Below are 19,425 nucleotides of genomic sequence, written 5' to 3' on the forward strand. Positions count from 1 at the left end.
AGCCTCTATTGCCAGCTGCTGTCCATGTCATAGCGGCCATTGCCCACCAGGCGCAGCCGGGTGCGCGCGGACACGTTGCCGCTCGGGGTGCCGCTGAAGTCCACGTCAATGGTCACTCGCACCGCGGCCTGCAAGCTCGCCGTGCCCGGCAGCGGCGCCGGCTCGTCGTCGATCGTCGCGGTGACGCTCACGTCATAGGGCAGGTCCACCGCGTTGCCGGCGCTGATGCGCACATTGCCGACCGCGCCGCCGCCCGCATCGAAGCGCACCGTCAGCGGCAGCGGCATCGCATCGCCGCCCACGCAGGGCCACTGGTCCAGCGTGATGGTGGTGGGCACCAGGGCCGGCACCATCGCGGCCATCGGGTCGGGCAGTTTGATGCCGTCCAGCTGGTCCAGCGCCCAGGTGGTGCGGCCGCGGCTGCCGCGCTGGCGCCGCATGGTGGTGCCGGGCACACGCGAGGGCTCGACCGGTTCGTCCATTGCTGCGGCGTCTTCCAGGGCAAAGGCACGCACCCGGCGCGGTGGCGCCGGCAGCGCTCCAGCGCGGCCGCCGGCTGCGCGACGCGCACCCAGGCTCTGCGCCACGGCACCACCCGCGCCCGCACCCACGGCCTGGGCCGGCAGGTGCAGCACGCGCCAGTTGCCGTAGTCGGGCTCGGCCATGTTGCCGAAGTCGGAGGCGAACTGCTGGAACGGCAGCCAGTCGGCATAACCGTTGTTGGGCGGGTTGAAGATCACCGGGTCGTCGTCGAAAGCGACCCGCGTGTCCCAGGGGTTGAGCAGCTTCACTTCGCAGCTGGCCGCATCGTCGGTGTTGCCACGCAGGCCGCTCACCACCACGGCGTGCGGCATGCCTACGATCACCACCCACAGCGGGCCGAAATCACGCAGCCATTGCGCCCACTGCACCGGTGAGAAGTACAGGCTGGTGTTCGACGGCACGTCGATCGCGGTGAAGCCATAACGGCCGCGCACCGCTTCCAGCAAATCCCAGCCGTAGCTGGTCATCAGCGAGCCACCCACCTCGTTGGCCAGCGTCTCGGGGTCGAAGGAGGCATTGCGGCGGAACGACAGCAGCATCGCCATCGACGCGGCCCAGCAGGCCACCTTGTTGGGCTGCGGGATCAGCTGCACCGGATGTTCGATGGTCTCGGTGCCCAGCGAACGCGAACGCGCCGGTGCGCCGTTGCCCACCAGGCGCCAGTCCTGCGCACGGCTGGTCACCGCACGCAGCGGGGCGCGCGCACCACCGCGCCGGCCTTCACCGGGGGCCCGCACCTGCGAAGCCGCCAGCGACAGCGCAAACGGTGCGGCCGTGGCCGGCGTGCGGCCGGCGGCGCTGTCGGCATGCAGGATCTGCACGTCCACCACACCGCCGGTTTCGGTCATGCGCCCTTCGTAGAGCTGCACGAACTCGTTGAACGGCATGCGGATGCGGCCGGGTGTCTCGGGCCAGGGGTCGTACAGGAACATGGTGGTGTCGGAGCCGTCGTCGGCGCCGCCGGCTTCCATGCCGACCAGCACGCGCGCATGGCCGCCGCCTTGTTTGTCCCAGTTCATGCCCACGTACAGCGGGCCGTAGGCCGCCAGCATCTGGCGGAAGCCCTCGATCGAATAGGACGCCGGCGGTTCGGCCACCAGGCCCCAGGCATCCGCCAGCGTGATGCGGTTGGACGGCGGCAGCCCGTTGCGATAGGCATCGATCACCGGCACGCAGCGCGCGATCTCGTCGTTGGCCAGGCAGACCTGGTCGCGCCAGCCCACCACCATGGCGGCGGCAGCGGCCCAGCAGGAGCTGCTGTTGGTCTGCGGCTGGTAGGGCGTGTCGTCCCAGTGGATGGAAAACGCCTGGAACGACAGCGACTGCGCCACCGTGCCGTGGCCGTAGAGGATGTCCACCACGCTCGGATGGAAGCGCTGGCTGAAGGGTTCGGGCGCACTCGCGCTGCCGCCGTTGGCGTTGACGAACTCCACCGCCTTGCGCTGGAAGCTCTTCCACAGGTGATCGGCACCGAAGAAGGCAATGCTCTCGCCGATGCCGTCGGTGGCGCGGTCGGCGCCGCGGGTGTAGAGCACCACGGCGCCATCGCTGTCGGTGCGCACGCCGAACTCGCGATGCCCGCTCACAGGATGGTCGCCCGACCATTCGGTGTGGATGGTCGTGAACCGCAGCATCCGCGGCTCCACCAGGCTGGCGACCACGGCCGCGTTGTCCGGCCCCACGATGTCGATCTTGAACACCGTGCCGATGGGCGCGGCGGAGCTCCACTTCACGTCGTCGTCACCGGCGGTGTAGGGAATGAACTCGCTGTTGTCGGTGTCGAGGAAGTCGTTCAGGTGCAGGCGTACATGCTCGAACAGCGACTCGTCGGTGAAGCCCGCCGGCAAGGTGGCGATGCGCACCTCGTAGCGGTCGAGGTTGAGCGCGCCCGCCGCATCGGCAATGCGCTGCACGCTCATGTTGCGCCCGGCCAGGTAGCCGTGGATCCACTCCGGCACGCTCCAGTTGAAGAGGTCGGCCCATTGCGGCGCATAACGCTGCGCCTGCTCCACGTCCTCCGGCCCGATGATGAGCGCGCGGGCCCGTGCCGCCGGCGCACGCTGCACCGCCTGGCGTCCCGGCAAGGCGCGCGGGCGCGAAGGCCGCGCGGCGAAGCTCGCCGCCAGCGCGAAGGACGCGGCCCGGCCTTCGATCCAGTCCATCTTGGTCGGGGTGATGAAGCAGCCGCGGTTCAGGCCTTGCGCGGCCGGCTCGCCGGTGACGTGCACCGCGCACACCAGCGCTTCCAGGCTGCCGTTGCGGTCGCTCAGGTGATAGACCGGCGAACCGCTGTTGCCCTTGAGCGTGAGCAGTGCGTAGTCCAGCGTCTCCAGCCCGCTGCCGCTGGACGCATAACCGCCATGCAGGTGCTGCTTGTCGCCGTCGATCGCCTGGGTGAGCTGCGGCACGGTGACCGAGCGCTTGGCATAACCGCACACCACGATCGGCATGCGGTCGGAGGGTGATGCGTTGAGGAAACCGAACCACTGGCCGTTGGGCGCGGCCAGCGGCACGTTGTCGATCACCGCGAGGTCGTTCTCCCAGTTGCCCGAGCCGGTGTAACCCGGGGCGATGCGCCAGGAACTCGAGGGCATGGTGCATTCGCCGAAGGGCTTGTCGCCGGCGTTGCGCCCGGGGATCACATCCACGCTGGACATGCCGCTCAGGTTGTGGGCGCAGGTGAGGATGCGGTCGCTGGCGATGTAGAAGCCGGTGCCGATGTAGCGGCTGCCGTCGGGCGCGGTCATGCGCAGCTGGCAGATCGCCGAGTGCGGGAACTGCGTGGTGTCGCCCACGCCCATGAACCATTCCTCGGCCGCCAGGCTGAACGCGTTGTCCTGGCAGGTCAACGCGCTCATCGGGTTGGACTGGTCGTAGTACGGCTCGATGATTTCCTGCGCGCGGGCGTAGGCGGCGTGGCCGTTGGCTCGCCCCTCCGCCCGGCCATCCGCTCGCCCGTTCGTGCGGCCCAGGCTTTGTGCGGTGGGCTGCGGCTGCGCCGCGGCGGCGGCCGCACGCACGCAGTCCATGTAGTGGTCCCAGTCCCAGATGGAATTGGGGCAGTTGGTGTGCGTGGTGTGCGGATCGGCCTCCGCATGGCCCAGCACGTGCGTGCGGTCGATCGGCAGGTTGTACTGGCTGCACAGCCACGCCACCAGGGCGGCGGAACCTTGGTATTCCTCTTCGGTGGGAATCTGGCCGTTGCTGGAGTTGGCCACGTGCTCGATGCCGATGCTGTGCGCGTTGGCCGAGTTCGCATGCCAGGCGATGTCGTTGTTGCGCACCATCTGCACCACTTCGCCGTCGCGGCCCACCACGTAATGCGCGCTCACATGGATGGGCTTGTTGCGTGCGTTGCGCTGGTTCGGGTTCTGGAACCAGCCGATGGTGCCGGTGATGCGGCTGCCGCCATCGGTGATGTGGATGACGATCTGGTTCACCTCGCGCTGTGTGCGCACCACGCGGTAGTTGGACGGATGGGCCGGTGCAAAGCGGCTGGCGCCGGGGTATTCGGCCGCGGGCGCCTCCATGGCGCGTGAGCGCAGCGCCTGGGCCTGCGCGGTGGCTTCGTCGTCGGGGATCGGGCCTTCGATGCCCTCGCCTTCGTCTTGCTCCTGAGGTGCGTCGTCCTCGAACGCGCGGCTGCGGCGGTTGAGCGCCTGCGCGGCCGCCATGGGGGGCTGGGGCGCGGGCTCGCCAGGCGCCGGTGCCGTGCCAACGGCGGGGGCGGGCGGGAAGCTGCCGAAGCCGTCGTCATAAGGCGCCGGGGCGGCAGCCGGATTCGCGGCGGCGGACCCGTTGGCGTCCCCATTGGCGTTGCCGTTTGCCTTGCCATTCGTTTTGCCATTGGCCGGTGCGGCGCTCGCTGCGCTGCTGCCATTGGGCTGCGGCTGGGCATCGCCGCCCCAGTCCAGGCTGGGGTCGTGCCCGTTGGGCCGGCCGTAGGCGCCACCCGCACTGCCCGCACCGGTGCGGCGCAGGCCGCGCTCGGTGAGGCCGGACAGGTCCACGTACATGTGTCCGGTGCTGGGCGCCTGCACGAAGTCCGGCACGCCGCCGGAGCCCTCGCGGTAGGTGGCCAGGCCGAAATACAGCTTGGGCTGGCCCACGAAATTGGCCAGCACGTCGGGCGGCACCAGGTACACCGCCTCGCCGCGGCGCAGGCGCAAGGCGCCCACCGAGCGGCTGGAGTAGAAGTTGCGCCGGCTGCGCTGCTCGCGGTTGCGGGTGTCGAACAGCGCCGGGTCGGTGGCGATACCCACCTCGAACAGCGGGCTTTCGGCGCGCACGCTGAAACCCAGCACGCTGAAGCGGTCGTTCACGGACTCGCGGTTGGCTCGGATGAGGGGCATGAGCTTCTCCTGTCTTGACGTTGCGCTTCAGCGCTTGCGGAGTCGGGCGGCGCGGGCCGGTGGGTTCGGCGGCTCCGCCGCCGGCATTACCGGGGGCACCACGGAGGGCATCACCGCACCGTCGACAGCCTCGCCGGCGAACAGGTCGGGCGTCATGCGGTCCCAGAAGCGCAGCGGCGCTTCGATGCCGAGGTGGTGGAGGTGAGGCTGCATGAAGTTCGCGATGGCGCCGAGGTCCCTGAAAAACGATCGCTGGCCGGTCTGCACGTGCTCGATGGAGCCACGCCATTCCTGGCACACCGCAGTGCCTTCGCCCCGCTCGCGCCAGATCCGCACGATGAACGAGGCGGTGTGGTCTTCCAGCAAGGGCATCCAGCGGCTCCCCGTGTCGATCGACAGCGGATGCATGGAGTCTGGGCGCCGGCCATCACGCGGGCATCACGCGGCAATCACGCGGGCCTCACGCGCTGCGCGCAAGGTGTGATGCGCGTGAGATGGCGCGCGGGCGGCGCCGCGAGGGCCCGCCCTATCATCCGGCCCATGGCCTCCACCATCACCTTCCAGGGCGCGCTGGCGCACATCGGCCGCCTGGGCGCCGGCTGGGTGGCCGGCTGGTGGCGCGTGGTTCACCTGGGCGCGCTGCTGCTGGTGCTGGCGCTGTCCCCCGCCAGCTACACCGCGGACAACCGGCGCGCACTGCTGCGCCACCTGTACGTCGGCACCGCGCCGACGCTGCTGTGGTTCAGCGTGATCAGCACGCTGATCAGCCTGGTGCTGATCCGCATCGTGCTGGTCACGGCGCTGAGCTACGGGCTGTCGCAGTACGCGCTGGAGATGGTGGTGCGGGTGCTGGTGCTGGAGCTGATACCACTCACCGCCGCGCTGTTTGCCGCCCTGCGCTGCACCATCCCCAACGCGGCGGAGATCGCCACCCTGCCGGCCAGCGAGCAGCTGCTGCGCGGCGAGGTGCTGCCGCGGGTGGCCGCGGGCGTGTTCTGTGCGCTGATGCTGGCGGCGGTGAGCTGTGTGGTCACGCTGGTGGTGGCCTACCTGTCGGTGTACGGCCTGTCCACATCGGGCTTTGCGGCCTACACCCACACGGTAGGCCATGTGTTCGACGCCGGCGTGTCGCTGGTCTTCGGCCTGAAGATCCTGCTGCTGGGCATGGCGGTGGCGCTGGTGCCGGTGGCCGTGGTGCTGGACCAGGCCGCACGCGGGCGCTCGCGGACCAGCGCGGAGCTGCAGGGCCTGGTGCGCATGTTCCTGCTCATCCTGCTCATCGAGGCGGCCTCGCTGGTCGGCAACTACTACTGATGGACGAACAAGCGACTCCCACCCCTGCCCCAAGCGCGCCGCGCCACCTGGAGGCCAAGGCGGCCTTGCTGCTGGCGCTGTTCGTGCTGCTGATCGGCGGCACCACGCTCTACCTGATGTACGCGCGCGGCGCTTTCGAGGCCACCCAGCGCCTGGTGCTGGTGGCGGAAGACTCCGAAGGTGTGCGCGTGGGCATGGACCTCACCTTCTCTGGGTTTCCGATCGGCCGGGTGCGCCGCATCGAGCTGGCGGCCGACGGCAACGCCCGCATCCTGGTGGACGTGCCGCGCAAGGACGCACACTGGCTGCGCCAGACGAGTGTCTTCACGCTGGTGCGCAGCCTGGTGGGCGGCGCCAGCCTGCGCGCCTACAGCGGCGTGCTCACCGATCCGCCGCTGCCCGACGGCGCCGAGCGCAAGGTGCTGGTGGGCGATGCGGGCGCCGAGCTGCCGCGCCTGGTGGCATCGGCCCGCGAGCTGATGCAGAACCTCACCCAGCTGTCGGCGGCCGACTCCGCGCTGGCCGGCAGCCTGGCCAACCTGCAGGCGGTGACCGAGCGGCTGAAGGGCCCGCGCGGCGCGGCCGGCGTGCTGCTGGGCAGCGATGCCGAGGCGCAGAAGCTAAGCCATGCGCTGGACCGGGTGAACACCCTGCTGGCGCGCCTGGACGGCATGGCGGCCAAGGCCGACACCCAGGTGCTGGGCCCCAACGGCGTGGTGCGCGAAAGCCGCAACACCGTGCTGCAGCTGAACGCCCTGCTCACCGACGCCCGCGGCACCTTGAAGAAGGTGGACGGCGTGCTGGCCGAAGCCCAGGCGGTGGCCGCCAACGCGCGCGGCGCCACCAACGACCTGGGGGCGCTGCGCAATGAAGTGGACATCACGGTGCGCAAGGTGGAGCAGCTGGTGGAAGAGGTGAACCGCAAATGGCCGTTTGCACGCGACACGGAGCTGAAACTCAAATGAGCCTGCCCTTCGCGAAGCGTCCTGACACCTCGCAAGCGCTTCGAACGCTCCCGCGCCCTGGTGCCGCGCAGCGCGAGGCCAGCGCACGGCGCATCCGCGCTGCGGCCGCATTGCTGGCGGCCTGCCTGGCCGGCTGCGCCAGCGGCCCGCCGGCGCCCGACTGGCAGGCCAACACCAAGTCCGCCATGGACGCCGCGGTGGCGGCCTACCTCGCGGGCAACAGCCGCGCCGAAGCCCAGGAGCTCGCACGCGCGCGCAGCGAAGTGGGCCGCACCGGCCGCGCCGACCTGGCGGCGCGGGTGGAGCTGATGCGCTGCGCCGCCCATGTGGCCAGCCTGGAGTTCCAGCCCTGCGCCGGCTTCGAGCCGCTGCGTGCCGACTCAGGCCCGGCGGAGCGGGTGTACGCCGACTACCTGGCCGGCCGCCTGCCCACCGGCGCCGAGCGCGAGCAGTTGCCGCCGGCGCAGCGCGCCGTGGCCGCGGGCGGTGCAAGCCTCGCCACCGTGCAGGCGATCGAGGACCCGCTGTCGCGCCTGATCGCGATCGCCGTGCAGTTCCAGGTCGGCCAGGCCCGCCCGGAGCTGATGGCGTTGGCGGTGGACACGGCTTCAGCACAAGGCTGGCGCCGGCCGCTGCTGGCGTGGCTGAAAGTCCAGCAGCAGCGCGCCACGCGGGCCGGGGATGCCACAGCCGCGGCGCAACTGCAGCGTCGCATCGACCTGGTGGAGGCCAGCACGCGGCCTTGACACCCACGCGGCCAGGGTGCGGCCCTGCTGCAGGCCGGCGCTCCAGCCCAGCACCCGCCGCAGCGCGCGGCTAAAGAAACGGCAGTGTCAACTGCAGCTGCGCCTCGGCCTGCGCAAGGTGCGCACGTGCGCACTCCACCAACTCGCGCGCGGACAGCGGCGCAGCGCCCACCAGCGCAGGCAAGGCCGGCGCGGCGCGCGGTGCCAGCAAGTCCTCCAGGGTCGGTGGGCCTTCGACCCGCACCGCATGGTCGGCAATGCCCTGGTAGAGCGCGATGGTCTCGTGCATCGGCTGGATGGCCAGCTCCTGCTTGAGCGCGGCGCGGCACTGCTCGAACTGGCGCAACGCCAGCGCGCGCTGCCCGCTCGCCAAAAACAGGCGCATCAGGTCGCGGTGCACATCCTCGCGCAAGGCGTCCTGGTCGAGGATGGCCTGGGCATAACGGATCGCCGATGCGTGGTCGCGCCCCAGGGTGCAGATCTGCATCAGCCGGCCCAGGGCGTTCAAGCGGTGGCGCCGGTGCTTTTCGCGCTCGCGCAGTGCCCACTCGTCGGCCAGGTCGGTGAGGATGTCGGCGGTGTACAGCTCGATGCCGCGGCGCAGCGCCTGCACGTCATCTTCGGTGGTGTGCTCCAGCGGCTTGGCCAGCGCCGGCAGCACCAGGCGCGCAAACTCATCGACATCCAGCGCGATGCGGGCCTGCGGGTCCAGGCCCACGGCGCCATGCCGATCGCAGGTGATCAGCGCACCATGAACCAGAGGCGGGCACTCCATCAGCTTGCGCAGGCGCCACAACACGGTGTTGAAGGTGCCGCTGCCCACGCCCTCGGCCTGGTCGCCCCACAAGGCGGACACCAGTTCGCCGCGGCTGAAGTAACGCCCATGCGCCAGGGCCAGGAAGGCCAGCAGGCTGCCCGGGCGGCCGGTGACATGCAGGAACGAACGCACGTCCGCGCCCGGTCCTTCGAAGCTGAAGGACAGCGCGCCGAACAAGTGCAGTCGCAGCATGGGGGACACCGTGGCCTGGCGGCCAGCAAGAGCGTGACCCAGTGTGTGAGCGGCTGCTTGCGGGCGATATCCCTAGTTACCTGCATTACATCCGCGCCTGCCGGTCTTGATCGGCACGCCTGACCGCCTTGCGCTGCCCAAGGGCGGCGGTTCAGTGCGGCTTCTTGGGCCGGCGGAAGCTGCGCGGCTTGTAGACGTTGCCTTCCCAGTGGCCCTCGCGGGCGCGGCGGATCGCCTCTTCGGCCACCCGGGCGGGGTCGGGCGGCGGTGCGCGACGGCGGCGCAGGCGGTCAACCAGGCGCAGGCAGCCGGCCCAGGCCCGGCGCAGGCGTGCATCCAGCCGATGCTGCAGCCGGTTGGGCAGGGCCATGCGCAGCAAGGCCACCAGACAGGCCACCAGCACCCCGGCAGCGAAGATTTTTTCGACCATCGTCGCCGTATTGTGAACAGGTGCCCCGCCGCCGTCTGCAGCAATCGGTGGCTTCACAATCGCGCGGCGCGACTTTTCTCTCAGCGCCACAGCAGGACTTCCCCGATGCGCCTTTTTCGACGCGGCAGACAACTGGCCCACATGCTGGGCCCCGGCCTCATCACCGGCGCGGCAGACGACGACCCCAGCGGCCTGGCCACCTATTCACAGGCGGGCGCGCAGTTCGGCGCCGGCATGCTGTGGACGCTCGCCTTCACCACGCCGCTGATGGTGGGCATCCAGATGGTCAGCGCGCGCATTGGCTGGATCACCGGCCAGGGCCTGGCGGCCAATGTGTGCCGCGTCATGCCGCGCTGGCTGGCGGTGAGCCTGGTGCTGCTGCTGGTGCTGGCCAACACGCTCAACATCGCGGCTGACGTGGCGGCCATGGGCGAGGCGCTCCAGCTTGTGGTGGGCGGGCCCGAACATGGTCACGCGCTGCTGTTCGGCGTGTTGTGCGCCGGGCTGCCGGTGCTGCTGAGCTATGAGGCGATGGTGCGCGTGCTGAAGTGGCTGACGCTGGCGCTGCTGTCCTACGTGGCGGTGGTATTCATGCTGCATGTGGACTGGGGCCCGGTGCTGGTGAACACGCTGCTGCCCCGCCTGCAGAGCGACGGTGCCTACTGGCAGATGATCGTGGCGGTGCTGGGCACCACCATCAGCCCCTACCTCTTCTTCTGGCAGGCCGCGCAGGAGGCCGAGCAGCGCCAGCGCACGCCCGACCCGGAAGACCTGGCGCGCCATCCGCGCTTCGTGCGCGAGCACCTGTACCGCATCAAGCTCGACACGGTGATCGGCATGCTGTTTTCAAACGGCATCGCCTTCTGCGTGATGCTGGCCACCGCGATCACGCTGCACCAGCACGGCCTCACCGACATCCAGACCAGCCGCCAGGCCGCCGAGGCGCTGCGCCCGATCGCCGGCGACTTTGCATTCACCTTGTTCGCGCTCGGCATCGTGGGCACCGGCATGCTGGCCGTGCCGGTGCTGGCGGGCTCGGCCGCCTATGCGGTGGCCGACGTGTTCCAGTGGCGCTCCGGCATGGACCATGCCCTGGGCGAGGCCAAGGGCTTCTACGGCGTGCTGGTGGCCGCCACCATCGCGGGCACGCTGGTCGATTTCACCTCGCTGGACCCGATCAAGGCGCTGGTGTGGAGCGCGATCGTCAATGGCGTGATCGCGGTGCCCATCATGGCGGTGATGATGCGCATGGGCAGCGACGTCCGCATCCTCGGCGACTACACCCTCACCCGCAGGCACCGGCTGCTGGGCTGGCTGGCCACTTCGGCGATGGGAGCGGCGGTGGTCGCGATGCTGGCGACCTTGTAGCCGTAGGGGCAACGCTTCGAACGCCGCATGCAAAACCTTGCAATGGCGGCCCCGGAAGCGGATGCTGCAATGACTGCATGAACACGCTGCCCTCGCTCTTCGTCTCCCACGGCTCGCCGATGATCGCGCTGGAGCCGGGCTTAGCCGGTGCCTTCCTCGCCCGGCTGGGGCCAGCAATCGACGCCACCTTCGGCCGCCCGCGCGCCATCGTGGCGATTTCCGCGCACACACTGGCGCGCGCGCCGGTGGCCTTGGGCGCCGCGCGCCACGACACCATCCATGATTTCGGCGGTTTTCCGCCCGCGCTGTACGCCCTGCGCTACGACGCACCGGGCGATCCGGCGCTGGCCGCCGATGTGGTGCAGCGGCTGGCGGAGCATGGCATCGCGGCGCAGCGCAGCGAGGCCGGCGGGCTGGACCATGGCATCTGGACCGCCCTGCGTTACGTGTACCCCGAGGCCGATGTGCCGATCGTGCCGCTGGCCTTCGTACACAGCGAATCGCCGGCGCGGCAGTTTGCGCTGGGCGCGGCTTTGGCGCCGCTGCGCGAACAAGGCGTGCTGGTGCTGGGCACCGGCAGCATCACGCACAACCTGCGCCGGCTGTTCGGCGGCGTGCACGGCCGGCCCGACGCGGATGCGCCGGAAATCGAGGAGAGTGCGGCGTTCCGGCGCTGGATGGCCGAACGCAGTGCGGCGCGTGACTGGGACGCGCTGTGGGATTACCGCGCCAAGGCGCCCTTCGCGGCGGAAATGCACCCCACCGACGAGCACCTGCTGCCCTGGTTCGCGACGGCCGGCTCGGGCGGTTTGCAAGCGCAGCCGGTGCGGCTGCACGACAGCGTGAGCTTCGGCGCCCTGGGCATGGACACCTACGCGTTTGGCGAGCCGGCCGCGGCGCTCGCCGCGGCACTGGCTTCGTGAGTCAAACGGGGATCAGCGACGGTTCAGATCGTCGTCGCGACGGATCTTTTCCTTCATGTCGCCGTACTGCTTCTGGACTTCGCCAACACCCTTCTCGACCTTGCCCTTGATGTCGTCGGACAGGTCACCGGTGGCGTCGCCGCGCTCGTCGATCAGTTCGCCTTCGACCTTCTTCGCGCGACCCTTCACTTGATCCTTGTTCATCCGGTACTCCTTGGGTTCACGTGCCGCATCGGCACACCTGAAGCACGGCAAGGGGTGTGCCCATCCTGGGGGCTGTCAGCCGCTCCCTACGCGCCCCGCGCCGTACACTGCCGGCGCCATGCCGGTGCCGCCCGATCCGCCCTCACTGCAGCCTGCCGCATCGGCGCGTCCAGTGCTCACCACGCCACGCCTTTTGCTGCGCACCGGGCAGCCGGCTGACGCGCTGGCGGTGTGCGATTTCCTGGTGCGCAACCGGGCCCACTTCGCACGCTGGGACCCGCCCACCGCCGAGGTCTTCTTCACCCCGGGCGCCCAGGCCGAGCGCCTGGTGCAGGCGGGCGAGGCCTTTGCCAACGGCTCGGGCTACCGCTACTGGCTGGTGCTGCCCGAGGCGCCGGAGCGCATCGTGGGCTCCATCCACTTTTCGCAGGTGGCGCGCGGTGCCTTCCACAGCTGCATGCTGGGCTACGCGCTGGACGCCGAGCTGCAAGGCCACGGCCTGATGGCCGAGGCGCTGCGCGCCGGCATCGCAGAGATGTTTTCGCCAAACGTCAACCTGCACCGCGTGCAAGCCAACCACCGCCCCGAGAACCTGCGCAGTGCGGCCACCTTGCAGCGCCTGGGCTTCCAGGTGGAGGGCCTGGCGCTGCAGTACCTCTACATCGACGGCGCCTGGCGCGACCACGTGATGACCGCGCTGCTCAACCCCGCTTTTCGGCCGCTGGTCGGCTGGTAGCGCTGTTCGGCGCATGCCGCGCGGCCCTGCCGCGGCAGAGGATTAAGCTAGCGGGCTTTGACACATTTCCATACCGACAAGAGTCCGGGAGAACCGTCTGATGCTGCGTCACCCTCTTTCCCTCGTTCTGGTTGCCTGCCTGCTGGCGGCCTGCGGCAAGGGCGACAAGCCGGAGGCCGGCGCCGCCTCTGCCAAGCCGGCCGCCTCGGCCAGCGCTGCCGCCGCGGCGCAGCCGCTGCTGCTGTCGCCTGAGGATCTGCGCACCGTGGGCGGTGCCGACCAGGCGCAGGGCCCGGTGATCACCGGCTCCATCCAGCCCGAACGGCGCGCCGACCTGCGCGCCGAAGTGAGCGCGGTGGTGCTGCAGGTGCTGAAGGAAAACGGCGAACCGGTGCACACCGGCGACCTGCTGGTGAAGCTGGACGACACCGCCATCCGCGACAGCCTTTCCTCGGCGGAAGAATCGGCCCGCGCGGCCACCCAGGCCTTCGAGCAGGCCGAGCGCCAGGTGGAACGCCTGAAGACGCTGCAGGCGCAGGGCATGACCTCGGTGCAGGCGCTGGAAGACGCGCAGGTGCGCCGCAACACCGCCCAGAGTGATCTGGCCGCCGCCCGTGCACGCGTGGTGTCGGCGCGCCAGCAGATGCAGCGCACGCTGGTGCGCGCCCCCTTCGACGGCGTGGTGAGCGACCGCAAGGTCTCCGCCGGCGACACGGCCCAGGTCGGCAAGGAACTGGTGAAGGTGATCGACCCGCGCAGCATGCGTTTCGAGGGCCTGGTGTCGGCCGACCGCATGAAGGACGTGCAGGCCGGGCAGGAGGTGCGCTTTCGCGTGAACGGCGCGCCGCAGACCGAGTTCGTCGGCAAGGTCAAGCGGGTGGACGCCTCCGCCAATGCCACCACGCGCCAACTCGAAGTGCTGGTGTCCTTTGCGGATCCCGCGAACGCGCCCCGCGTCTCCGGCCTGTATGCCGAAGGCCGCATCGTCACCGGTGGCACCACGCAGGCGCTCACGCTGCCGGCCTCGGCGCTGGTGCAGCAAGGCGGCAAGGCCTATGTGTGGCGGGTGAACGGCCAGGTGCTCAACAAGGTGGCGGTGCAGCTGGGTGAGCGCGATGCCCGCACCGGTGAATACCCGCTGCAAGGCGGCGTGGCGGCCGGCGAGCGCATCCTGCGCAACCCGGGCAGCACGCTGGCCGACGGTCAGAAGGTCGAGTTCGCCGGCGCCACCGCCACTGCGGCGGCCTCCAGTGCTTCGATGAGGTAAGCACCATGTTCCTCTCCGACTTCAGCATCAAGCGGCCGGTGGCCACGATCGTGATCATCATCGCGCTCATGTGCCTGGGCCTGCTGGCCCTGAACAAGCTGCGCGTGAACCAGATCCCCGACGTGGAGCAGCCGGTGATGGTGGTGACCATCCCCTACCCCGGCGCCTCGCCCGACACGGTGGAGCGCGAGGTGATCAACCGCATCGAGAAGGCGCTGCAGAGCATCTCCGGCGTGGACCAGGTGCGCTCCACCGCCAGCGAGGGCAGCGCGCGCATCGTGCTCGTGTTCCTGTTCAGCAAGAACATGACCGAGGCCGCCGACGAGGTGCGCAACGCGATCGGCACGGTGCGCTACAAGCTGCCCACCGAGATCCGCGAGCCGGTGCTGCAGCGCATCGACCCGTCGGCCCAGCCGATCATGCAGCTGGCGCTGGCCTCCACGCGCCAGAGCCACTCGGAGATCTCGCGCCTGGCCGAGGACCAGCTGGCCGACCGCTTCCGCGCCCTGCCGGGCGTGGCCATCGTGTCGATCAACGGCTCGCTGCAGCGCGAACTCAGTGTGCTGCTGCGCGCCGAGAAGCTGCGCGAGTACAACATCTCGGTGGCCGAGGTGGTGAACGCGCTGCGCAACCAGAACACCACCGCGCCGGTGGGCAAGGTGCGCGGCACGCTGGAGGACCAGAGCATCCGGCTGGTGGGCCGCATCGAATCGCCCGCGCAGTTCGAGCAGATCGTGGTGCGCCGGCGGGGTGAAGAGGTGGTGCGCCTGGGCCAGCTGGCCACCATCAAGGACGGCTTCGCCGAGCTCAACAGCTCCAGCGCGCGCAACAGCCGGCCCAACGTGGGCATGTCCATCACCCGCGCGCGCGACGCGAGCACGGTGTCGGTGGCGCAGGACGTGCGCAAGACGGTGGACGAGGTGCGCAAGACCCTGCCCGAAGGCACCACCTTGGAGATCACGCAGGACGGCGGCAAGGACGCGCAGAACAGCCTGAACAACGTGGTGCACGCGCTGATCTTCGGCGCCGGGCTCACGATCTTCGTGGTCTACGTGTTCCTCAACTCGTGGCGCTCCACGCTGATCACGGCGCTCAGCTTGCCGACCTCGGTGATCGCGGCTTTCATCGCGGTGTGGCTGTGCGGCTTCACGCTCAACTTCATGACGCTGCTGGGCCTGTCGCTGGCCATCGGCGTGCTGATCGACGACGCGATCGTGGTGCGCGAGAACATCGTGCGCCATATGGAACGCGGGGAGGACCGGCGCACCGCGGCATTGCGTGGCACCGCGGAGATCGGCCTTGCCGTGGCGGCCACCACCTTCTCGATCGTGGCAGTGTTCGTGCCGGTGGCCTTCATGCCCGGCGTGTCGGGCGAATGGTTCCGGCCCTTTGCGCTGACCGTGGTGGCCTCGGTGCTGGTGAGCCTGTTCATCAGCTTCACGCTCGACCCGATGCTGTCCGCCTTCTGGGGCGACCCGCCCGGACTGCACGACATGCAGCGCAAAGGCCTGAGCCGCTGGCTGCAAGGCTTCAACGCCTGGTTCGACCATCAGGCCGACCGTTACGGCCGCATCATTGCCTGGGCGCTGCACCACCGGGTGTGGATGTTCATCTTCGCCATCGGCAGCTTCGTCGCGGCCATCGTGCTGCAGGCCAACTTCGGCGGCTCCAGCTTTTTGCCCGCGTCCGACTACGGCACGCTGGCGATCGAGGTGCGCACGCCCTCCAGCAGCAGCCTGGAGTATTCGCGCCTGAAGCTCGAGGCCGCCGCGGCCCTAGCACGCACCTTGCCCGAGACCAAGGCCACCGATGCCTTTGCCAACCCGGGCGGCGGCCGCGTGTACGTGGACATCGGCAAGAGCAACACCCGCAAGCGCAGCGCCACCGAGGTGGCCACCGACCTGCGCCAGCGCGTGGCGCGGCTGGTGGGCGCCGAATACACCGTGCTGGACGACCTGAACAACGGCGCGCAGAAGCCGGTGCAGATCCGCTTCCACGGCACCGATTCGCGCCGCCTGTTGGCGATCACCAACCAGTTCATGGACAAGCTGCGCCAGGTGCCCGGCGCGGTGGACGTGGGCCTGTCGGAACAGGCGCCGCAGGACGAGCTGAAGATCGAGCTCAACCGCGGCCTGGCCAATGCGCTGGGCATCTCGGTCAACGATGCGGCGCAAACCTTGCGCGTCGCCTTCGCCGGCATCGAGGTGGGCGACTGGGTGGATCCGACCGGCGAAACGCGCGACGTGGCGGTGCGCCTGCATCCGGACGACCGGGTGGACGCGAGCAACATCGAGCGCCTGCCGATCGCGGTGAGCACCACCGGCGCCATCGTGCCGCTGGACCAGATTGCCACGGTCACCATGGGCCAGGCGCCCTCGCAGATCCAGCACTCGGATGGCAAGCGCATGATCGCGGTGAGCGCCAACGCGCAGGGCCGCTCGCCCGGCGAGGTGACCGCCGACGCGTTGAAGATCGCCAAGGCGATGGAGTACCCGCAAGGCTACGGCATCGAGCTGGCCGGCGCGTCGAAGGACCAGCAGGAAGTGTTCAGCCAGATGCTGATCGCGCTCATCATGGGCATCCTGTTGATGTACCTGGTGCTGGTGATGCAGTTCGGCTCGTTCACCGCGCCGCTGCCGGTGATGATCTCGCTGCCGCTGTCGCTCATCGGCGTGGTGCTGGCGCTGCTGGTCACCAAGAGCACGCTCAACCTGATGAGCTTCATCGGCATCATCATGCTGGTGGGCCTGGTGGCCAAGAACGCCATCCTGCTGCTGGACGCGGCGCGCGCGAGCGAAGCTGAAGGCATGCCGCGCGAGGAGGCGCTGATGGCCGCCGGCCGCAAGCGCCTGCGCCCCATCCTGATGACCACCTTCGCGCTGATCGCCGGCATGCTGCCGGTGGCCATCGGCGTGGGTGAAGGCGGCGAGTTCTACCGGCCGATGGCGGTGGCCATCATCGGCGGGGTGATCACCTCCACCCTGCTCACCCTGCTGGTGATCCCGAGCTTCTACGACAGCATCGAGATCTGGCGGGACCGTGCGATCGCCAAGTTCCACCGCCGTGCGCAACGCTGGAACCCGTTCTTCGCGTTCGTGGCCACCTTCTTCGAAGCGCTGCTCACGCTGGTGATGTTGCGGTTCGTGTGGCGCTCGCTCAAGCGCCTGGCCGGCCTGGGCCGCCGCCGTGGCATGCAGCCCGCATGATCACCGTCTACAAGTACGGTCCGGTGGGGCGCACCCCGGACCTGAGCCCCTTCGTCCTGAAGCTGGAAACCTGGCTGCGCATGGCCGGCATTCCCTACACCGGCGCGCTGGGTGGGCGCGCGATGATGCCCAAGGGCAAGCTGCCAGTGATCGACGACGACGGCCAGCGCATCGCCGACTCGTCGCTGATCATCCGGCACCTGGAGCGCAAGCACGGTGATCCGCTGGGCGAGGCGCAGCGCAGCCCGCAGGACCGCGCCATGGCGGTCGCGATGAAGGCATTGTTCGAGACGCACCTGTACTTCACCGCCGTGCACCTGCGCTGGAGCTCCGATGCCAACTTCGAGCACCTGAAGCCGCTGCTGCTGGACTACGCCGTCCAGACATCGCGGCCGCTGGCCCGCACGCTGCTGCCGCGGCTGGCACCGCTGCTGATGCCGGCGATCCGCAAGAAGACGCTGGCCCAGCTGCATGCGCAGGGCATCGGCCGGCACCAGCCGCAGGAGATCGTGCAGATCGCGCTGGAGGGCTGGCAGGCGGTGGCTGACTTCCTGGGCGACAAGCCCTACATGCTGGGCGACACACCGAGCGGGCTGGACGCGATTGCGTTCGCCTTCATCCACACGGCCAGCGCCCCGCCCTTCGAGCATCCGGTGCGCGAGCAGCTGCAGCGCATGCCGAACGTGATGGCCTACCACGACCGCATGTGGCAGCGCTACTGGGCCGGCGGTACGGCCGCTGCGGCGGGTTGACACGGCATCGCGCGGCGCCGCCGCCGCCAGCTACCACTTGCAGCCGCTGCCCTTGACCGCATCGATCGCCAGCGGCACCACCGCCAGCAGGCCCTTGTCGGCATAGGCGTTGCGGCAGTCCGGCTTGGCGGCCTTCTCGATGTCCTCGGCCAGCTTGGACTTGTGCTCCGGCGGATGTGGCAGCACCGGCAGCACGCCGCGCGAGCCCTGGCTGGACACCAGGCCGCCGCGCGGGCGCACCAGTTCCAGGTTGAGGCGCGGCGCACTGGCCGGCAGGGACGGCGGCGTGGCGACGTCGTGACCGAGCTGCGCACCCGCGTCCGGCGACGCCCCCAAGCCGGGCCGATTCAGCGGTGACGGTGTGGCCCCCGGGCTGCTGGGAGGCCGCACGCCGGGCGCCTGCGGCGCCGGCTCCGTGGTGGTACGTGCCGCGGCTTTCGGCGACTCGGGCGATCGGGGCGCGCTGTCCGGTGCCGGCGTGGTGGTGGGTGCCTGAACAGGCGGCGAGACGGGGGCCGGTGTGGGTGCGGGAGGCTGGACCACAGGCTGCTCCGCGGGCGCGGGTGGCGCCAGCACGGGCGCCGGCATCGGCTCGGGTGGCTGGACCAGGGGCACGGGCGTGGGGCGCGGCAGCTCTGCCGCCTTCGGCACCGGCAGGGGCGGCTCCGGCACAGGCCGTGGCGCCGTAGGCGCCGTGGGCGGGCGCACCACCGGTTGTTCCACCGGGGGCGCCAGGCGCGGCATGGCCGATGGCGCCACCGGCAAGGGCACTGGCGCCAGTTCCACCGGCGCTGGCGCAGGCGCGCGTTGGGGCGGTGCAGGCGCCGGCGGTGGAGGCAAGACGGATGGGGGCTCCGCCGGTGCGGCCACTCGCGGCATCGCCGTGGGCGGCAGTGGCGCCGGCAAGGGCGCGATCTGTGCCGGCGCGGGCGCAGGCGCGCGCTCCACCGGCAGCGGCGGCGCAACCGGTGCGGCAGGTGGCGCCACAGGCTCAGCCGGCTTGGCGACCACCGGCTCCGGCAGCCGCTGCAGCGGCATCGCGCTGCGCGCGGGTGAGGGGAGTTCGAGCGGCTTCACATCCACCGGTGGCGGCGGCTCCGGCTCGGCACGCTGCACCGGCTGCTGCGCCTGCGCAGGCGCAGGCGCAGGCGTGAACTCCACCGGTGGCGCCAGCTCCTGGCGTGGCAAGGCCCCGGTCTCCGGCGGGCTGCCATTCGCCGGCGCGTCGTCGCGCGGCGGCGTGGCCGCCCATTCGCCAAGCCGTGCGGCACCCGGCGTGTCGGGCACGGGCGGACTGTCGGCGGGCCGCGCTGCGCCGCCCCAGCGCCGCTGCACCGCCGTGCCCTGGGGGCCGGTGTAGGCATCGGAGCGGACGGTGGCTTCCTCGCGCCCGCGGCCGCGTTGTGCGCCCTGCAATGTGACATTCAGCGGGCCCCACACGCCTTCGCCGCGGCGCGCGCTGCCACCCGGCGTGTTGCCCAGCAACAAGGCCGCCAGCAGGTGCAGCAGCAGCGCGAGCGCCAGGCACTGGGCCAGCGATGGCGGCTCAGGCAGGGCCACCATCGACGGGATGGCGGCGGTGGAGCGGGGCGGACTCGGGTCTGACATCG

The 19,425-nt window shown here is 70.3% G+C and carries 15 protein-coding genes; 9 read left to right on the forward strand and 6 right to left on the reverse strand.

The features are described 5' to 3' along the window. Positions 1 to 5 precede the first annotated feature (5 nt). Both VPH43_RS00705 and VPH43_RS00710 read right to left on the reverse strand, forming a co-directional pair. Positions 6 to 4,895 (reverse strand): papain-like cysteine protease family protein, encoded by a 4,890-nt coding sequence (locus VPH43_RS00705; RefSeq protein WP_328575722.1) that lies wholly within the window; start codon positions 4,893 to 4,895, stop codon positions 6 to 8. A 27-nt stretch (positions 4,896 to 4,922) separates the two neighbouring features. Further along, complete coding sequence (locus VPH43_RS00710; protein WP_328575723.1) at positions 4,923 to 5,303, reverse strand: hypothetical protein; 381 nt, start codon at positions 5,301 to 5,303, stop codon at positions 4,923 to 4,925. Between the two features lie 132 nt (positions 5,304 to 5,435). Here VPH43_RS00710 and VPH43_RS00715 point away from each other — a divergent pair, with 132 nt between their 5' ends. The 3 genes from VPH43_RS00715 to VPH43_RS00725 are packed head-to-tail and all read left to right on the forward strand — an operon-like array spanning position 5,436 to position 7,920. Beyond that, complete coding sequence (locus VPH43_RS00715; RefSeq protein WP_328575724.1) at positions 5,436 to 6,209, forward strand: MlaE family ABC transporter permease; 774 nt, start codon at positions 5,436 to 5,438, stop codon at positions 6,207 to 6,209. Further along, complete coding sequence (locus tag VPH43_RS00720; RefSeq protein WP_328575725.1) at positions 6,209 to 7,174, forward strand: MlaD family protein; 966 nt, start codon at positions 6,209 to 6,211, stop codon at positions 7,172 to 7,174. Before VPH43_RS00715 ends, VPH43_RS00720 begins: the two co-directional genes overlap by 1 nt. Next, on the forward strand, positions 7,171 to 7,920 hold the full coding sequence (locus tag VPH43_RS00725) for a hypothetical protein (protein ID WP_328575726.1): 750 nt from the start codon (positions 7,171 to 7,173) through the stop codon (positions 7,918 to 7,920). Before VPH43_RS00720 ends, VPH43_RS00725 begins: the two co-directional genes overlap by 4 nt. A 70-nt stretch (positions 7,921 to 7,990) precedes the next feature. On the opposite strand, the gene VPH43_RS00730 is transcribed toward VPH43_RS00725, so the two are convergent. Beyond that, a complete protein-coding gene (locus VPH43_RS00730) occupies positions 7,991 to 8,929 on the reverse strand; it encodes an AfsR/SARP family transcriptional regulator (protein WP_328575727.1) in 939 nt (312 codons plus the stop codon). A gap of 151 nt (positions 8,930 to 9,080) precedes the next feature. Continuing rightward, entirely contained in the window at positions 9,081 to 9,359 is a 279-nt protein-coding gene (locus VPH43_RS00735; protein ID WP_328575728.1) for a hypothetical protein, read from the reverse strand. Positions 9,360 to 9,464: 105 nt separating this feature from the next. Between VPH43_RS00735 and VPH43_RS00740 the strand changes: the two genes are divergently transcribed. After that, positions 9,465 to 10,727, forward strand: a complete 1,263-nt coding sequence (locus tag VPH43_RS00740; protein ID WP_328575729.1) for an NRAMP family divalent metal transporter — start codon at positions 9,465 to 9,467, stop codon at positions 10,725 to 10,727. A gap of 77 nt (positions 10,728 to 10,804) precedes the next feature. Next, positions 10,805 to 11,650, forward strand: coding sequence for a dioxygenase family protein (locus VPH43_RS00745; protein ID WP_328575730.1), 846 nt, complete (start codon positions 10,805 to 10,807; stop codon positions 11,648 to 11,650). Between the two features lie 12 nt (positions 11,651 to 11,662). Here the strand turns inward: VPH43_RS00745 and VPH43_RS00750 are convergent, their stop codons facing one another. After that, positions 11,663 to 11,854, reverse strand: a complete 192-nt coding sequence (locus VPH43_RS00750) for a CsbD family protein (protein WP_328575731.1) — start codon at positions 11,852 to 11,854, stop codon at positions 11,663 to 11,665. Positions 11,855 to 11,972: 118 nt separating this feature from the next. Here VPH43_RS00750 and VPH43_RS00755 point away from each other — a divergent pair, with 118 nt between their 5' ends. The 4 genes from VPH43_RS00755 (at position 11,973) to VPH43_RS00770 (ending at position 17,815) form a co-directional block, all read left to right on the forward strand. After that, positions 11,973 to 12,590: a GNAT family N-acetyltransferase gene (locus VPH43_RS00755; protein WP_328575732.1), complete on the forward strand. Its 618-nt coding sequence runs from the start codon at positions 11,973 to 11,975 to the stop codon at positions 12,588 to 12,590. A 100-nt stretch (positions 12,591 to 12,690) separates the two neighbouring features. After that, positions 12,691 to 13,857: an efflux RND transporter periplasmic adaptor subunit gene (locus VPH43_RS00760; protein ID WP_328575733.1), complete on the forward strand. Its 1,167-nt coding sequence runs from the start codon at positions 12,691 to 12,693 to the stop codon at positions 13,855 to 13,857. 5 nt (positions 13,858 to 13,862) lie between these two features. Then, positions 13,863 to 17,063 carry an efflux RND transporter permease subunit gene (locus VPH43_RS00765; RefSeq protein WP_328575734.1) on the forward strand — a complete coding sequence of 1,067 codons (3,201 nt, stop codon included), beginning with the start codon at positions 13,863 to 13,865 and terminating at the stop codon, positions 17,061 to 17,063. Further along, positions 17,060 to 17,815: a glutathione S-transferase family protein gene (locus VPH43_RS00770; protein WP_328575735.1), complete on the forward strand. Its 756-nt coding sequence runs from the start codon at positions 17,060 to 17,062 to the stop codon at positions 17,813 to 17,815. The genes VPH43_RS00765 and VPH43_RS00770 overlap by 4 nt, the downstream gene beginning before the upstream one ends. A gap of 30 nt (positions 17,816 to 17,845) precedes the next feature. Here VPH43_RS00770 and VPH43_RS00775 read toward each other — a convergent pair whose 3' ends face one another. Continuing rightward, positions 17,846 to 19,423, reverse strand: a complete 1,578-nt coding sequence (locus VPH43_RS00775) for a hypothetical protein (RefSeq protein WP_328575736.1) — start codon at positions 19,421 to 19,423, stop codon at positions 17,846 to 17,848. Positions 19,424 to 19,425: the final 2 nt, after the last annotated feature.

This window comes from Ideonella sp. BN130291 (assembly GCF_036231905.1).
Classification (GTDB): domain Bacteria; phylum Pseudomonadota; class Gammaproteobacteria; order Burkholderiales; family Burkholderiaceae_C; genus CAMLIZ01.

Excerpts from the sequence above, each read along its gene's own strand:
- VPH43_RS00705 (WP_328575722.1), bottom strand. The coding sequence starts at position 4,895 with ATGCCCCTCATCCGAGCCAACCGCGAGTCCGTGAACGACCGCTTCAGC.
- VPH43_RS00710 (WP_328575723.1), bottom strand. The coding sequence starts at position 5,303 with ATGCATCCGCTGTCGATCGACACGGGGAGCCGCTGGATGCCCTTGCTG.
- VPH43_RS00715 (WP_328575724.1), top strand. The coding sequence starts at position 5,436 with ATGGCCTCCACCATCACCTTCCAGGGCGCGCTGGCGCACATCGGCCGC.
- VPH43_RS00720 (WP_328575725.1), top strand. The coding sequence starts at position 6,209 with ATGGACGAACAAGCGACTCCCACCCCTGCCCCAAGCGCGCCGCGCCAC.
- VPH43_RS00725 (WP_328575726.1), top strand. The coding sequence starts at position 7,171 with ATGAGCCTGCCCTTCGCGAAGCGTCCTGACACCTCGCAAGCGCTTCGA.
- VPH43_RS00730 (WP_328575727.1), bottom strand. The coding sequence starts at position 8,929 with ATGCTGCGACTGCACTTGTTCGGCGCGCTGTCCTTCAGCTTCGAAGGA.
- VPH43_RS00735 (WP_328575728.1), bottom strand. The coding sequence starts at position 9,359 with ATGGTCGAAAAAATCTTCGCTGCCGGGGTGCTGGTGGCCTGTCTGGTG.
- VPH43_RS00740 (WP_328575729.1), top strand. The coding sequence starts at position 9,465 with ATGCGCCTTTTTCGACGCGGCAGACAACTGGCCCACATGCTGGGCCCC.
- VPH43_RS00745 (WP_328575730.1), top strand. The coding sequence starts at position 10,805 with ATGAACACGCTGCCCTCGCTCTTCGTCTCCCACGGCTCGCCGATGATC.
- VPH43_RS00750 (WP_328575731.1), bottom strand. The coding sequence starts at position 11,854 with ATGAACAAGGATCAAGTGAAGGGTCGCGCGAAGAAGGTCGAAGGCGAA.
- VPH43_RS00755 (WP_328575732.1), top strand. The coding sequence starts at position 11,973 with ATGCCGGTGCCGCCCGATCCGCCCTCACTGCAGCCTGCCGCATCGGCG.
- VPH43_RS00760 (WP_328575733.1), top strand. The coding sequence starts at position 12,691 with ATGCTGCGTCACCCTCTTTCCCTCGTTCTGGTTGCCTGCCTGCTGGCG.
- VPH43_RS00765 (WP_328575734.1), top strand. The coding sequence starts at position 13,863 with ATGTTCCTCTCCGACTTCAGCATCAAGCGGCCGGTGGCCACGATCGTG.
- VPH43_RS00770 (WP_328575735.1), top strand. The coding sequence starts at position 17,060 with ATGATCACCGTCTACAAGTACGGTCCGGTGGGGCGCACCCCGGACCTG.
- VPH43_RS00775 (WP_328575736.1), bottom strand. The coding sequence starts at position 19,423 with ATGTCAGACCCGAGTCCGCCCCGCTCCACCGCCGCCATCCCGTCGATG.